At 35.3% G+C, this 15,688-nt stretch carries 14 protein-coding genes, 1 tRNA gene and 1 pseudogene; 4 read left to right on the top strand and 12 right to left on the bottom strand.

The features are described 5' to 3' along the window. From FTX43_RS00355 to FTX43_RS00365, 3 genes are all read left to right on the top strand, one after another. Positions 1 to 627: site-specific integrase (locus FTX43_RS00355; RefSeq protein WP_147606601.1), on the top strand; the 627-nt coding region annotated here is incomplete at its 5' end. A gap of 281 nt (positions 628 to 908) precedes the next feature. Then, positions 909 to 1,130 (top strand): hypothetical protein, encoded by a 222-nt coding sequence (locus FTX43_RS00360; RefSeq protein WP_104869445.1) that lies wholly within the window; start codon positions 909 to 911, stop codon positions 1,128 to 1,130. Positions 1,131 to 1,144: 14 nt separating this feature from the next. Continuing rightward, positions 1,145 to 1,444 (top strand): DUF5960 family protein, encoded by a 300-nt coding sequence (locus FTX43_RS00365; RefSeq protein ID WP_002340794.1) that lies wholly within the window; start codon positions 1,145 to 1,147, stop codon positions 1,442 to 1,444. Between the two features lie 509 nt (positions 1,445 to 1,953). On the opposite strand, the gene FTX43_RS00370 is transcribed toward FTX43_RS00365, so the two are convergent. Both FTX43_RS00370 and FTX43_RS15375 read right to left on the bottom strand, forming a co-directional pair. After that, positions 1,954 to 2,027: transfer RNA gene (locus FTX43_RS00370), tRNA-Ile, on the bottom strand. 177 nt (positions 2,028 to 2,204) lie between these two features. Then, positions 2,205 to 2,300: pseudogene (locus tag FTX43_RS15375) on the bottom strand (N-acetylmuramoyl-L-alanine amidase); the annotation flags it as partial. A gap of 79 nt (positions 2,301 to 2,379) precedes the next feature. Here FTX43_RS15375 and FTX43_RS00380 point away from each other — a divergent pair. After that, entirely contained in the window at positions 2,380 to 2,946 is a 567-nt protein-coding gene (locus FTX43_RS00380) for a hypothetical protein (protein WP_016627840.1), read from the top strand. 31 nt (positions 2,947 to 2,977) lie between these two features. On the opposite strand, the gene FTX43_RS00385 is transcribed toward FTX43_RS00380, so the two are convergent. The 10 genes from FTX43_RS00385 to FTX43_RS00430 form a co-directional block, all read right to left on the bottom strand. After that, the gene (locus FTX43_RS00385) at positions 2,978 to 4,255 is read right to left on the bottom strand and encodes a LysM peptidoglycan-binding domain-containing protein (protein ID WP_086314952.1); all 1,278 of its coding nucleotides are present in this window, start codon (positions 4,253 to 4,255) and stop codon (positions 2,978 to 2,980) included. Between the two features lie 10 nt (positions 4,256 to 4,265). Continuing rightward, on the bottom strand, positions 4,266 to 4,463 hold the full coding sequence (locus tag FTX43_RS00390; protein WP_099746308.1) for a phage holin: 198 nt from the start codon (positions 4,461 to 4,463) through the stop codon (positions 4,266 to 4,268). A gap of 15 nt (positions 4,464 to 4,478) precedes the next feature. Continuing rightward, positions 4,479 to 4,721, bottom strand: coding sequence for a hemolysin XhlA family protein (locus FTX43_RS00395; RefSeq protein ID WP_002322123.1), 243 nt, complete (start codon positions 4,719 to 4,721; stop codon positions 4,479 to 4,481). Positions 4,722 to 4,784: 63 nt separating this feature from the next. Then, entirely contained in the window at positions 4,785 to 7,664 is a 2,880-nt protein-coding gene (locus FTX43_RS15480; protein ID WP_147606603.1) for a glycerophosphodiester phosphodiesterase family protein, read from the bottom strand. 23 nt (positions 7,665 to 7,687) lie between these two features. Beyond that, positions 7,688 to 9,979 carry a phage tail spike protein gene (locus FTX43_RS00405; RefSeq protein WP_147606605.1) on the bottom strand — a complete coding sequence of 764 codons (2,292 nt, stop codon included), beginning with the start codon at positions 9,977 to 9,979 and terminating at the stop codon, positions 7,688 to 7,690. A 9-nt stretch (positions 9,980 to 9,988) separates the two neighbouring features. Continuing rightward, positions 9,989 to 10,726 carry a phage tail protein gene (locus tag FTX43_RS00410; RefSeq protein ID WP_147606606.1) on the bottom strand — a complete coding sequence of 246 codons (738 nt, stop codon included), beginning with the start codon at positions 10,724 to 10,726 and terminating at the stop codon, positions 9,989 to 9,991. A 50-nt stretch (positions 10,727 to 10,776) separates the two neighbouring features. Further along, the gene (locus FTX43_RS00415; protein ID WP_147606608.1) at positions 10,777 to 14,493 is read right to left on the bottom strand and encodes a phage tail tape measure protein; all 3,717 of its coding nucleotides are present in this window, start codon (positions 14,491 to 14,493) and stop codon (positions 10,777 to 10,779) included. 16 nt (positions 14,494 to 14,509) lie between these two features. After that, positions 14,510 to 14,692 (bottom strand): hypothetical protein, encoded by a 183-nt coding sequence (locus FTX43_RS15380; protein WP_002305377.1) that lies wholly within the window; start codon positions 14,690 to 14,692, stop codon positions 14,510 to 14,512. Between the two features lie 2 nt (positions 14,693 to 14,694). Further along, complete coding sequence (locus FTX43_RS00425) at positions 14,695 to 15,057, bottom strand: hypothetical protein (protein WP_002299170.1); 363 nt, start codon at positions 15,055 to 15,057, stop codon at positions 14,695 to 14,697. A gap of 21 nt (positions 15,058 to 15,078) precedes the next feature. Then, entirely contained in the window at positions 15,079 to 15,684 is a 606-nt protein-coding gene (locus FTX43_RS00430) for a hypothetical protein (protein ID WP_002318244.1), read from the bottom strand. Positions 15,685 to 15,688: the final 4 nt, after the last annotated feature.

The raw sequence follows: 15,688 nt of genomic DNA on the forward strand, positions 1-15,688 counted from the left end.
TATGATCAATTTAAATCTTTAATGAAACTCATAGAAGAAAACCTTTCTGCACAGTACTCTTCTCCTATGCTTGTGTTAGTTGCTGGTGCTACTGGAATGCGATTTGCTGAACTTCTAGGATTAACATGGGAAGATATCGATTTCGAACATCAAATCATCACTATTAATAAAACATGGAATTATAAATTAAATGAATGGGGAAAAACAAAAAACGAAACTTCAAATAGGAAAATTTCCATTGATAAACATACGATTGATCTCTTAAAAAAGTTTAAAATCAATCAAAAAGAATTATTCGAGAATTTTGAAGTTAAAAACCCTCATAATTTTGTTTTTTTCAACTTAAAAAATGGATTAGTTTCATCAAACGCCGTCAGCAAATATTTGCGCAAAAAATTAAAAGAATTAGGGATTGAAAAGCAATTTACTTTGCATGGACTAAGACATACACATGCATCTATTTTACTTTATCAAGGAGTAAATATACTTAGCGTATCAAAACGGTTAGGACATAGCAGTTTAGAAACTACAATGTCTACTTATCTTCATATTGTTCGAGAACTTGAAGATCAGGATAAAGAAAAAATCAACGCTGTATTCGATAGTTTATATAAAAATGATAACTAGTTTGGCACATTTTTGGCACAAACACAAAACAACCCCCTGTATCACAAAGGATACAGGGGTTGTTTGTACGTTCCTGACTAACTATTACACGTCTTCTGTTGTGTTTGTTATTATAAGAAATGTTATCATAATAGGATTCCTTTTTGTTTGTGTTTTATTAAATTCGATTTTTTTTGGCACTTAATTTGGCACAAGTACTTGTTCACCTATTTATTTAGTATAATAAATTCCACCTTTACAAAAAGAACATTTGTTCGTATACTCTTTTCGAGGTGATCTTTATGATGGAAGAATTTATTAGAAAAAATATCAGTGATGAATATGCAGATTTTTATGAACAAAGCAACGAAAAAGATAAATTCCAGATGGATGTTTCAATTTTAGCTATATTAGCTTTTTCCGAAAATAAACACCCTGTAACTGCAAAAAAAGAAACGGTATTCTCTGAAGGCAAAATAAAAACTCGATATATATTAGAGGTAGAAACTAAGTTTAAAAACTGATTGGAGTAATGGTTATGCTTTTTAATGAGACACAATTATGGTTTAAATTCGATCCTTCAAATAGATTTATCAAAGACTTTTATAAAGTATGGAATTCAGAAGTTTTCTTTTTAGCAATCGAAGATAGCTTATTAATCAATCTCTACTATTCTAATAAGAACTACTTTAAAATCCCTGCTGCGAAAACGAGAATGAAGAAAGACGTATATTTTTTGTTTGATGTCGTGACTGACGTGCCAGACGCACGAAGCGATCATCGGCGTTATGACTATATAAAGTATACTTTCGTTGATCCAGAAAGGTATAAAGATTAAAGTAGGCTACCTAAAAAGGTAGCCCGGAATGGATTTTATCACCATACTTATGAAAGGAGATATTTTTAAGTTAGTATTAAGATTGTGTAATATGATGATATCTATATTTTATAGTATCAGTGCTATAAAATCAAAAATAAGTCACTAATTAACTATCACTCCAATTATAAGCCTTTTTTCTCACTTTTTTTCAAAAATATGGTATGCTTTTTAATGGCTTCAAATATAAAAGAGTTTAAAGCGTAACACACTTATGGGGGAGTGGTTTTTGGGGAACGCTTTAAACTCTTCTTTATTATCTCACAATTTAACCCAAATGTCTTTCTATTTAAAATCAAAGTAAAACTTTTCAAATATACAGAAGTATAACTATGTGCAACATCCTTTCATTAATCCATAAAAGGATACATAAAAAAGCCACTCATTTGAGTGGCAATGAAGAAAAGCTTTAGCTTGTATAGTACTCTTCAAAAAATTCTAACACACAACGATTCAAATGGCTACATTAATGTACCCTGTAGGACTCGAACCTACGACCGGACGGTTATGAGCCGTCTGCTCTAACCAACTGAGCTAAGGGTACGGAAAGCCATAAACAGTCAACCAGTAGAATGTGTGGCAACAAACCTGTTATCGCATATCTTGGAGTGTGACTATTTATGAGTGATAGTGAAGATATGCGACAACATCACTATTTTATCGAATGATTTTTATAGTTTTCAATATAATTATGTACCGCCCCTCATCGAGGGGCTATTTTTTATCGTTGCGGAATATTCAAGTACCAGCGTTTATCATGAAAATCTTGTGCTCCGCCTTTAGTGTTCCCTTCTGGATCATTCGTTGCACGCATCATGCATATATTTTTCTAATAGGCTAATTACGAATTTATTTTGTTATGATAAAATAAAATTTGTGAATTGGAAGGTGAAAGAATGTCAGAGGAACAACATAAATTAATAAAAACAGTAAATAATTTTTTACATTGGTATTTAGGTAAAGAATACACACCCAAAGATATCTTAGAATTAATCTTAACTATTGTAGCTATCGTTTTTGTAATATTTGGTTTTTTAAAAAACAAAACATACTATGAAGATGTGTCTCTAGAATTCTACTCTATAGATACGCAAGGAAAATATTTCCCTCAGAATATTTATGATGAAATAGCATTAGATGAAAGTCCCACAAAAATTGTTCTAGTTTCCCCTGCAAACGTGCCCATGAAAGTTGACATCATGAAATTTAAAGATATGAAAAACGATAGTGAACTTATATATAAATCTATGGGTTACTCTAAAACTATTGAGCCTGGTGATGCACTAAAAATTGCCTATACAGAAAGTGAAGGGATTCCTAATTATCAACTTCATATTTCAACAGAATATGGCGAAACAGATGTACCATTGATCTATAACGGAAGATACAACAATATAAATAAAACAAAAATAAAAGCTACTAGAAAAGTTATACCATATTTTTTAGACAAAATATTGAATTAACTATGTACCGCCCCTCATCGAGGGGCTTTTTTTAATATGATAGTACTTGACCTGGATAAATCAAGTTAGGATTTGATAATCCATTGCGCTGTGCCAGCGCTTGATACGTTGTGCCTAACTTAGATGCGATTGATGATAAATTATCGCCTGATCGAACAGTGTATGTTCTAGTAACATTTGCTATTCCGCTCACTTTTAGAACTTGTCCAGCATAGATCATATTCGGATTGCTTAGTCCATTTAACGAAGCAAGTGCTTGATACGTTGTTCCGTATTTTGCAGCAATCGAAGATAGTGTTTCTCCATATTGGACGATATGGGTTTGGATAGCAGCTGATGGTTTGTCTGGAACAGTTGTAGAATCTGGCAAGATTTCTACATTTGATTTTTCAATCCAAGATAAAATATTTGCAAGTAAAACTTTGTTGCCATTTATCTGTTGAACCTTGTAGCTTTCTCCTTTTACCCATTGTGGGATTGCTTCTCCAGTTGCCCAGTTTTTCGCTGAAAAATTCACTTTCACAGTGTCGCCCACTTTAATTTCTGATTTTGGCGTATCATTAGCTTCTTCCCCTGCATCCGTTGCTGGAGTATCTGTTGCTGGTTTATCTGAACCTGTATAACCATTGTCTGTAATGCCAGTTAAATCGATATTACCATCTAATCCACCAGCAATATAAGTTGAGGTAAATTGATAGATACCGATACCGTCCAGCGATGGAAAAATATTCCAGTTAGGAGTTAGCGTTACATTATAATCAGGATAAGCAGAGATCCATAGCGAATCTGGAAACTCTTTGATTACTTGCTGATAATAAGCATTAGCTAATAAAAACGGCTTTCCTGAATAAAGCATTGGAGTATAGCCTGCTGCTTTAATTCGCCGCATACCATAAAGAATGGCATCCGTATTAGCTTGCTTATTAGAAGATGCCCCACCCTCGAAATCAATCGCTACAATTGAACCTTTAGGCGTTTGAATCTTTGGCAAGAAATAATCCATCGTTTGTTTAGCAATTGCTGGGGAACCCCACACATCCCACCAAATATAGGTATGCGCTCGTTTGCCTTGCGCAATTGCAGAAGCAACTTGCGTGGAGTAGGTCCATTGGTCATATAAACCAGCTCCGTTATAACCACCAATTTGTGCAATAGCAAATTTATCATGAGCGTACCCAAATCTTCCGTTCTCCCCTTGATAAATCGACCAATCCACACCCTGATCATTTTTTGCAGCAAACCCATTAATTGGCAATAAAAAAAGAGCCGTTAACAGGCTCATCGCAGTAATAGTAATTTTCTTCTTCATTTGTTTCCTCCTATTTTTTTAAATTATAAGCCGACACACCAGTGATAACGCCTAAAAATGTTGCTACTGCATTGATAGTGAGTACTGTCATATCTGTTCCATTCCATCCATAGGCTTTCCCTAACGTTGCTACTAACACAGAAGCAGCTGGTAATACTGTTAAAACTGCCCATTTAATGACTTGATAATACTTATCTGGTAAAACCATTTCTTCTCACCTCCTTTACAATTTAGTCAAGAAATAGCCAATGATTGTAATGCCTAAACCGATCATGTAACCCCACGACCATTTATTATTGGCTTTCATCTCTTTGATATCTTCTGCATTATTAAGCGCAATAGAATATGCCTGATCCGCTCTATCTTTTGCACTTTCCGCTTTTTCGCGTAATGATTCGTAGTTATCCAACTTCGTTTCAATACGCACTAAGCGTTCTACCACGTCTTGTATTGCTTCGTCTTTCAACCAACTAGCCTCCTTTCGTTGTAAAATAAAAAACACCCTCTATTGAGCGTGTTGGTAGCAAAGTTAATCTATTTTATAAATACATTGACCTGCGGCCCAGGTAGTTCTTGAAGACCAGCCTAAGCCAATAGTAATTGTACCTTCAGTTACACCCGTAGAATGTTTCCATCCCTGCGTATCAAAAGTGGCTAGTGATACACCGCTAGACGTCCGTATCATACACTGATTATATTGTTTTTCATGAGGGATAGCCCAATCAGGTAGTTTGGCAATTTCTGTTAATTGATTATTATTTGTTCCATCTTTTACATTGAAGCTTAGAAAAACATATCCTCCTTCTAACTCTGCTGCAAACTGTGGGACTTGACCATTATCATTAGTAGGTGTAAAACCGTTAAGCAAACTTAATTCGGCATATTTTAAATAACCAGATGGACTATTCGTAGTGATATAATCTATTCCTAAGTCTTTCATCTTTTCAAATGAATTATATCCAACAGTCCACGCGCCAATTTTCAAGCGATTAGCATGTAGCAAGTTTACATTATCTTTAGTTAGAGACGCATTATTTTCATTTATATCTAAACCGCAAGGTAAACCGAGCGTTTTTAATTTTGTAATAACATCTGTATTAATTGTACCTTGATATACCCACTGTAATTCGTTAAAAGGAAATATCTCTCGCATTAAAACTAACATATCGTAGTTAAAACTGATAAATATAGTTTTTTCAGTCATCCCAATTCCATCAGAAATAGTTTTAATTAATTGAAGTTGCTCTTTTGTATATCCACCAGTAGCTTTTATTTCAACAACTGGTATTCTATTATTTTTTTTACATATCAATAAAAACTCTTCTAAATTAGGTGGAATTTTTTCATCATCAGTTAGCTTATCAACATTAGCACCTGTATCAATTCTTAAGGCTCTAAATTGATCATAGGTCATATCTGATATTTTTCCAGTACCATTAGTTGTTCTATCTACTGTTTCGTCATGCATAACTACCCAACGATTATCGCTTGTTAACTGAATATCTGTTTCTATCGCTTGGTGTCTATAAACATTTTCGAAAGCTACAATACTATTTTCTGGTGCGGTTGAATTGTTTCCTCTATGTGCAATCCAAGTTAAGCCATGTGTACTTTTATTCTGCGTGAATAAATTTTTATTTTGTAGTGTAGATATAGCTGTAGTGTTAGTGGAGATATTCGTTGTATTAGTAGCAATATTATTTTTATTATTAGCTATTTGTTTATTTAAGTCTGCTGATATATCTGAAAGGTTTTTGTTAACAATAGCTACTTTCCCATCGGTATAATTGTTTGCTTTACCAGTAATTTCAGAAATTTTAACATCTGTAGCAAGATTGTCTTCGACATATTCTGGTGCTAGATCCCATACATAATCTTTTGGATTGTTTGAGTCTCGCATGCCGATTCCTCGGTATTTATATTGCTCAATATTCGGGGTTCGGGTGTCGCCTTCCTCTAGTTTTAACCACTTAATTGTACATTGACCTACACTTGTGTTTGGTACCTGATAAATCTGCACTTGTGGGCTAGTAGGGTGTGAATCAGTACTTGCGGTAAATGTTGCAGACCAAGTATCAGTTACCCCTTCTACTGGCTTCAAATCACCAAATCCCCATGGACTTCCTGTAGCTTGCGTAAAGAATGGTCTAAAAACCTGTGTTGCTGGCTTAGTTCCTTCCAGTGTGATGGTATACTTCTTGCCTTTTACCATTGGTTTGGTGTTATAGGTTTTAATAAGATAGTTACTATTAGTAACTGGTTGTTGTGATTCTGGTTTAATTAGATTTTCACCTAAAGCCACCTTACTCAAATAATACGGCGCATCGAGTAAATTTGACTGGTATGGGGTGGCTGTTGAACCCTCTTCAATCTTAACATCGCTAACAATCACACTACCGTTTATATCACCGTCTACCCCAATGGATAAATAAAACCTTGATAAATCGTTGATTGCATAATTTACTACACCTGTACCCTTAATTGTTATTTCTTTTCCTACCTCTACACCTGTAGTGATAGCAGATAATAAAATCGTACCACTGTTAACTTTACGATAAGATACTTTCAGCTGGTCAATGTTACCAGTTGTACCTTCCTCTATTTTAACTTTTGCGCTTATAGTATACGTTTTGCCACTAACTAAACTAGGTATGGTACTTTGAGAATACGCCCAAATATTGTTGACCTTTTGAGTAGTTAAACGTATACTATTGTATCCTACGTCTGATATTAAGACATCACTATTGCCATCTCTCCTAAAATCAGAAGCTTTAATTACACACATTAAATTCGGATTCCCACTATAATCATAGTCCCCGAAGTCGATGCTGTTGGAGTACATCACATGCAAGTTACCTAACTTAGAAATTTCTTCTTTCAGAGCATCTAACTTGTCTTGTAGCGTTTTAGCTTGACCAGTTAAATCAGTAATCTGTTTATTTAAGCTATCCACTCTACCTTTAATTTCAGCCATAAAAGCATCAAAAGTTTCGTTATACTTTCGAATCAACTCTTCCAATTGCGAAACGTATTCATCAGCTTGGCCTTGCGAAATGTCAGACACTCCTAGTGAGAAAAAAATAATATCTTGCGTTGTTAAAATTTGATTATCTTTTCTATATTCTACGTAGCAGTGTTTATAGTATCCTGCTTCACTCATAAATGTGCCATCAAGAGAAAATGTGACTTCTTCACTAGTTACGCTAGTTGCAACACTATCTACGTAACGGTTAGATGGTGTTGTTCCTTTTAAAGTAAATGTTCCGCCACTCGTATCCATCTGTAAGCCATTTAAAAATGGTTTAACAGTCACCGTAATTCCTTTGTCACCTTGACGAGCCATAATAGCTTTGGTGTAGTTTAATTCTTTGCTGAAATCTAGAGCCAAATTATATAAACTGCTAGCCATTTATATACCTCCTTGTCTTCGTTTTAAAAACGTTTTTGGTCAAGCACTGTGCTATCATATGCTGTATCCTCTTTTAATCTAACATCTTCATACCCTAGACGGTGTGCCACTAAATTCCATCTAACTAATACGTTTGGCTTACTAGTTTCAATGATGAAATGGTCAATATCTTCATGAGTAACAGCACACAAAACTAGTTCTGTAGGTGTCACATGTGTCATATACCGACTTAGATTTACTGTCTCAGCAAACATGGGATCAATATCAACACGAACTTTACCATCATCACCTGTAACGGCTTCCCCATAATCAGCGAAATAATATTCTGGCGTTTCATAAGCGTTCAATAGTCGTTGTCCATAATGTTCTGTTGGTACGGTTGAGTTTTTAGTACCTCTAACAGTAAAATCTTTATATACTTGTACCGTTGATTGTTCAAACCTAGCAAGTTTCCCATCTTCCCATGAACCAAAAAAACAACCTGGCAATGTTAGCATACCATCACTAGTAAATTTCATAGTCCTGCCAGCTACCTTAAATTCCCATGAGTTACCCGCACTACCATCTATACCCAAAGAATTACCGTCGCCAGAAGTTACATAACTAGCATTGCTATATCTGAAATTTGGCGCACCAAAAGATAAAAACGGTCTGTTATTTCCATTATCCCACGTACTAAAAACCAAATTCCCCTGTGGATTTCTAATCATGAAACCACCACCAGTTTTCATGGTGTATGATACAATACCGGCATCAGCACTTACATAATCACGTGCTTCTAGCTCCATAATATCTTTGTTAACTTTTTTTGAATACCAAGTCATTTTGCCATTGGCAATACTTGTTCTATAATCAGTGCCATCACTAATTAATGTAGTACCTCTAATAGTAATCCCTACTATCTCACCAGCTGTAATAAACGAGGCATTGAATCCGCCATCTAGCGTCCATGCGGTGTCATACGTTCCATTAATACCAGTTTTAGAGAAACCAATACCAGCATTGTTAATTTGTAAAACATTCCGTGCGGTATTCTTATCTGGCGTGTCCATAATCAAAATACGACTAGGTGCTTCTTTAGGATCTAATAAAACATAGCCGCCATCTTGACCAGTAATCATATCAGTTTGATGATCTACAATATCATTGATTAAATCACTGATTCCGCCACCATTTTTCAATTGATCAATGGCATCATTAATCAAATTGCTTACATTATTCTCTGTATTTTCTAAGAAGTTTGTTTTGACGTTTCCTACAACTAATTTATCGTATGAATTAGTTAAAACATTAAACGTATATTCCACGATTCTCGCTGACATATTCACTTTTAACTGTGGATGATACACATCTACTCCGTCACCCATCGAAACTTTTTCTAGATCAACAAATTTTTCATAGCCTCTTTGATGCCTCAATGGTACTAATTCAATCGAACCACTCACTTGTGGTTTTTGTTTATCTATGTTTGTTTTCAACCAGTCTTTAGCAGCTTCCCTTAATGTGGCTACATCAGTTGCTTTGTCTTTAAAATCAACAAAAGAAACATATCCAGCAGGATAATCATCCACGTAATCCGTGAAAATAACTTTTTCTGGTAGAGTGATCTCATCTTCTCCTTCTGAAGAACTGCTAATGAATGGATAAACTCCAACTAAAACGCTTTGAGCATCTATCTCTAAGTCAAGACCAGTTAAGTTTTTAGTATAAATCGCTTTGATTTTATGATCCGTGCCTAGCCTTGTTTCGTGATGTAATGTATTATTATCTTTTAGAAATTCCCCATGGAATCGATCTAGAATAGATCCCTCTTTTCCACCAAAGAATTCTAAAAAATTCGCCTTTTCTATCTTCACATTAGCAAGCGTATCTACTAATGACGAGAAAGAAAACTGCGAAGGGATAGCTGGTTTCGCTAAAGCTTTTGCGTTTTGCCATGCCTGAGTAGCAGTGATCTTTTCTGTTCCACTGTCATATTTATTCAACACCGATTTTCTTATATCATTGAAAATAGGTTCAGCTTTTACTTCTATCGTATTTCCTATTACAGAAGTCTTTGCATAATAAATCCGTAGACGCTGTTTTGCTCGATTTTCATCTACATAACACTGAATAATACGTCCTTCTACAATCAAATCTGCATTAGTTCCGCTTATTGGATAAGTACCCTGAAATATCTCGGCTCCGTTTAATTTATTGCTAACAGTAGCTGTTAACCAGTCTGACAAAGCGCCTAAACCTTGCGTATCATATAAATGTTCAGCTAAATTATTCGCGTCGTTTTTATCATAAATAGTTATTAAATTATCGATCATCTATTTCACCTACCTTAACCCATTACGATAAATTTGTATTTTGCTCAAACCAGTACAATTAAAATAATTAATATCCACTTGCAATGTCGGATATTGCATGGTCTTCATTTTGTTGGACCGATCTAAAATATCTCCGTCCGATTGCTCTTCGTAGCAAAGCATCAAATCACTATCAATGACTACGTCAGTTCCTACTACTAAGCCTTCAAAACTAAACACATAATCATTTAAGATGAACTGGCATGAAGTAGTTGAAGGAGTGATGATAATCTTTGGAAAACTTTCTTCTAAACTATTATTCAGCAAGTTAAATGACTGTGGTTTATCTACGGTTATTGGTACATCTTCTTGAACTCTTGCGAATGGTTTCGCAGTGATATTTACATCAAACTCTCCCCATTCAACGATATCGTTTTCTGCATCCCCAATATCGATAGTTTGGATAACGTAATAGACGTTGGGATCATCAGAGAATTCTAATTTCTTTGCATAATTTAACCAATGACGCATGATATAAAACGATTGCTTAAAAGCTTGATGGTCTTCCACATCCTCTAAGTAGTTATAGTGCAAAGTGAATGACATATCTTCAAACGAGTAATCTTGCACTAAGCCACCTAACCGTCCTAAAACAGAAGTTTCAACTCTCTGTCTTTTTGGAGAAGGTATGGTTGGTCTTTCAGCTAAAGCCAATTTATGCAAATAATCAGGAAATCCATCGATTATAGAATGTATACAATCAGTCATTTTTTCACATCCTTTTTAATACTAAAAAAACAGGAGAAATACTCTCCTGTTTAACGCCATGCCGAAGCATTATCATTTTGAACTTTTGTAATGCTATCAATGATTTGTTGAGTTGTTTGCTTCATAGTAACCTCATCTGCGTTACCATCAATTGTGAAATTGAATTCGTAGTTGTTCACAGGTTGAATCGTTTGTGCCCTAGATGAAACTGATGTGCTACTCAAGATACGATCACCAATTTCTTGCAGCACAGATCTTTTCAAAGGTAAAACTGCTTCAGGTCCTGCTTCACCGACACCGTTCATTCCACCAAGTAAAGTTGGTTTAGTAAAGATACCACCTTTAGCATGCCAGCTTACGTCTAAGTAAGGTATTTCGCCTTTTAATGGATTGAATTTTCCTCTAATGTGAAATTCTGGCATGGGTATGTGAGGAAGAGAAATATTTAAATTATCAAAGATACCACTGATTTTATCTCTAATCCAATCAATCGGAGTGCTAACAGTCTTTTTGATACCTTCCCAAATGTTAGCAATTGTACTTTTAACATTATTAAATATGTCTGAAACAATACCTGTTAGATTGGACCAACCACTTGAAATTGCATTTTTCCCATCGTTTACTTTAGAGCTAATAGTGCTTGTAATTCCATTCCAAAGATTCAAAGCAGTATTTTTGATACCGTTCCAAATTCCGCTAATCCATGAAGATATACTATTCCAAACGCTTTGAATTACACTATTTGCTGCATTTGTAGCATTGCTTATACTGCTTGTCACACTATTCCAGGTATTTGATGCACTATTCTTGATAGCATTCCATTTATCAGTTAACCAGCTTGTGATGGCAGTCCACACGCTGATTATACCGTCTTTTGTTGATTGGACTAGATTATAAACTATAAGCTTTATACTATTCCATACGGTACTAGCTGTACTTGCTATTGTATTCCACGTACCAGTCAACCAAGTAACAACACTATTCCAAATATTTATAATTCCATCCAAAATAGCATGGGATAAATTAATAATAAAATCTTGAATAGGTTGCCAGATTGCAATTGCCGTTTGAGAAATAGTATTCCAAGTGTTTGTTAATACAGTTAGAATATTATTCCACACCATTGTTAATGTATTTTGTATGTTTTCCCATATACTGGAAAACCATGTCACAATAGGATCAAATACATTATGCAATGTAGTAATGATATTATTCCATGTATTCGTTAGGAAATTTGTCATGCTATTCCATGTATTACTTAAGAACTCAGAAATAGGAGTCCAAACAGCTTGCCACGCTACATAAAATAGCTGTTTAGCTACATCAAAAATACCTACGATAACATTAATAGCCGCTTGAATAATTGATGTGATGAATGTCCATGGGATTTGCACAATACCCACAATATCATCCCATATGATTGACCAAACTTTTTTAACGCCATCCCAAACATTTGCTGCCCAATCAACAAAATTCTGCCAAGTTTCTTTTACTCCTTGCCAGATGTTTGATGCGCCTTCGGTTAAAGACTCCCATAAGTTATTAAACCATTCAGTTAATCCTTTCCATAAGTCTTTTACATCACTAACAAACTCGCTCCAAGTCTCTTGGACTCCTTGCCAGATATTGGAAGCCCCTTCGACTAATCCGTTCCATAACTCTCCAAACCAATCAGAAACACCTTGCCAAATATCTTGAACCCAATCTACAAATCCAGACCAGGTTTCTTTGACTCCATCCCAAACTGATGAGGCACCTTCTTTTATACTTTCCCAAGTACCACCCAACCAATCAGTGAATTTACTCCATATTCCCTTAAACCAGTCAGTAATTGCACCCCAGTTCTTAATTGCCACAATAACGCCTGCTATAACAGCTATAATTCCTCCAATTATAAGCATCATCGGACCAAATAAATATGACACGGCTAGTATTGCCGGTAACAGTATGCCAAATGCTGCTGTAAGACCACCTATAGCAACAATGAAATCCTGTACTGGTTGTGGAAGATTATTAAACGCATCAGCCATCTTTCCTAGAAAATCAATTACTGGTTCGAGTGCATCTATGATTGTGTTGCCTATAGGAGCTAATGAATCCTTTAATTCAGCTATTTTCCCGTTCAACTCTTGCAACGGAGTAGTAGAATCTTCATTCATTTTTTGTGCAGATCCACTAACATCATCAAATGTATGGTTAACATCAGTTAAAGATTGGACAACTTTCATCGCATTATCTTCGCCAAGCGCAGACCAAATTGTCGAAGCTTTATTTAATTGGTCGTATTGACCATCCATATTGCTAAAATCTTGAATCATGGAATTAATAACGTCTTTTTGTGTTCCTCCGCCATTTTTCCACTCTTCAAAAGCTTTTCTAGTACTTTCACTAAACATATCCATGTTTTGCTCAAATCGACCATCTGTTAACGATATTCCCATTTCCTTAACTAAGTCATTGACTTTATCAAGGTTATAAGCACCCGCATCTAAACCATTTTGAAGCATTCCGAACGTTTCATCAGCTGAATATCCCATTTGACTCCATAATTGGCTATATTCTGCCATATTGTCGCCTAATTCGTGCGTTTTATCTAAACCGTTTTGAGTACCCGAAACCATTAAATCCATTGCATCTTGAGCGTTCAAGCCGAAATTGACCATTAAACCATTTACACCACGTAACGTTTCATCCATATCAGCGCCCATGGTATTTTCTAGGACCATAGCTTGTTCCGTGATATTTTGTAAATCTTGATTATTTAAATCGCCTAAATTACGCTTTACCAAAATCAATGCATCTGTGGACTGATCTAACGATTCTCCAAAACCTTTATAATAAATGTCTCTGGCTACATTCGTTAATTCTTCAGCCTCTTGTTTAGTCAAACCAAAATTAGCTTGTATCTTACTCTGGGAACTACCTACACTGTTAGCTGAGTCCACTGCTTGTTTCCCTAATTCTGTAAGCTTATCGCCAATGTCGCTTAAAACGTCAGAAGCTTCCATTAAATTATTCATATCTATTTTGCTTCCGATATCGTCCAAGTTAGTTGTATCTACATTTTTAGCAGCTTGTCCTAACTCTTCAAATTCACGTTCAGCATCATTAAGCTTCGCTTCCATCTGCATTGCTTCTGTGGATGTAGCGCCAAATTCAGACTGTGTAGCTTCTAACTGTCGTCTTAGGATATCTATCGTTTTCTCCGCATTTTCAGATTGTTGAGAAACAAATTCTTGGGCTTTCGCTAATTTCTCGGATTCAGAAGCTGATTGACCAGCAGTTGCTTGCCATTTTTTATATTCTGATTCAATCAGAGAAGCACTAGCTTGAACATTTTTCTGTTCACTGTCCAACTGTTGCATTGTAGACTCGTACGTCTGTATTTCGCCTTTTGCTTGAGCTAGTGCATTACTCGTTTTATCAATTTCGTTTGACAAACGTTGTTGTGCTGTTTGTTGATTAATCAGTTCTCTTTCAAGTTTCTGAACTTCGGTGGAATTTTCTCCATAATATTTTTTGGCATTGGCTAAACGTTGACTAGTTACTTCAACTTTTTGACTTTGTAATTCATACTGCTTTTCTAAAGAAGATAATTTACTTCCTAACTTGTCTGATTCAGAACCAGTCTGTTGTAATTGAGCTTGTTCTAGTTTTAATTCTGCTCTATTTTTAGTTAATTCAGCACTGATTTCTTTTAACGTAGATTTCAATCCGTCATCGTTAGCTATGAAAGTTACTTCTGCTTCTGTTCTCTTTTTAGCCATTTTTTACCTCCTTTCTTTAGTTTTTCTGGGATTGGTTTATTGCATAGTTTTTCCATCCTTCATAAGCACTCTTGTTGTAAGCCATTTGCAAAATGTCATCTAAACAGATATCGCTTAAAACCAAATCTGAAGGCATAGAAAAAACGTCGGTCAACATCGAATAGACATCGACCCACGTTTCAACTAAGAGCTTTGGTATTTTTACTTTTGAAGCTTTTTTTCCTTATTTGCTTTTTCAAATTCTTTTTGATAAGCATCGCGTGCTTGTTTGAACATCATAGTACTGTATACAGCTACTGCAACCTCCATATCAAAGTCCCATTTATCGATAAATTCATCGAATGAAATGTAATCGACCATGTTCGCTTGACGATAAGCTACATACACGGCTTTTGCACCTTGAATAACTGTAATATCCATAGAGCCTTTTCCCATCGACATTTTTGCAAACTCGTCTGTGTTAAAATCTCTATTGATCATCAATAATTTCTTGATATTCAGTTTAGGTTCTAAATTCAAAATCGTTCCATCGTTTAGTTCAATTTTTGAGTAATCTTCGTTCATTTTGCTACCTCCGTTTTATGTTTAAGCTTGTGTCGTTGTAGTAGTGGTTGTTGAACTCTTTTTAATCACATCAGCAGATAGATTTGTCATCCATTGATCTGTTAAGTCTTCTTCAAGTTCTGCAACAATTGCTTCATGATAGAATTTACCAAATTCATCTTGCATAACTTTTGTTTCTAGTTCTAACGCAGCTACTTCATCCGCGCCATTTTCAATAGAGAATGTTAATCCTGTATTCGAAGTGCATGCTAACATACCAACTAACTTGCTATTTTCTTCGAAGTCATCCACGATCTCTGCAGCAAGTGAGAAATCTTCGCCTACGGAATCAGGACCGTACGAGTAAATGCCTGGTTTAATACGTTCATCTTGTTTCAATCCATTGAAACGTCGATAAACTTCCATCGGTACATGTGCAGTAATTGTTACCGTCATATTGATTGGTTTAGATTTTGATTTTACTTCTGTCGCTCCACATTTTTTAACCACCGTTTGCATTTCTGTTTCGCCATCTAATTGTCCGTTACAATCTGTTGCGATTGCATTTTCTGCGTTCTTAAAATTAAAAGCAATTCGTTTGATACTCACGTTATCGAACGTTGTTACTACAGTTGTTGTTTTAGCCATTGTT

Source organism: Enterococcus sp. DA9 (genome assembly GCF_008000875.1).
GTDB lineage: Bacteria > Bacillota > Bacilli > Lactobacillales > Enterococcaceae > Enterococcus_B > Enterococcus_B lactis.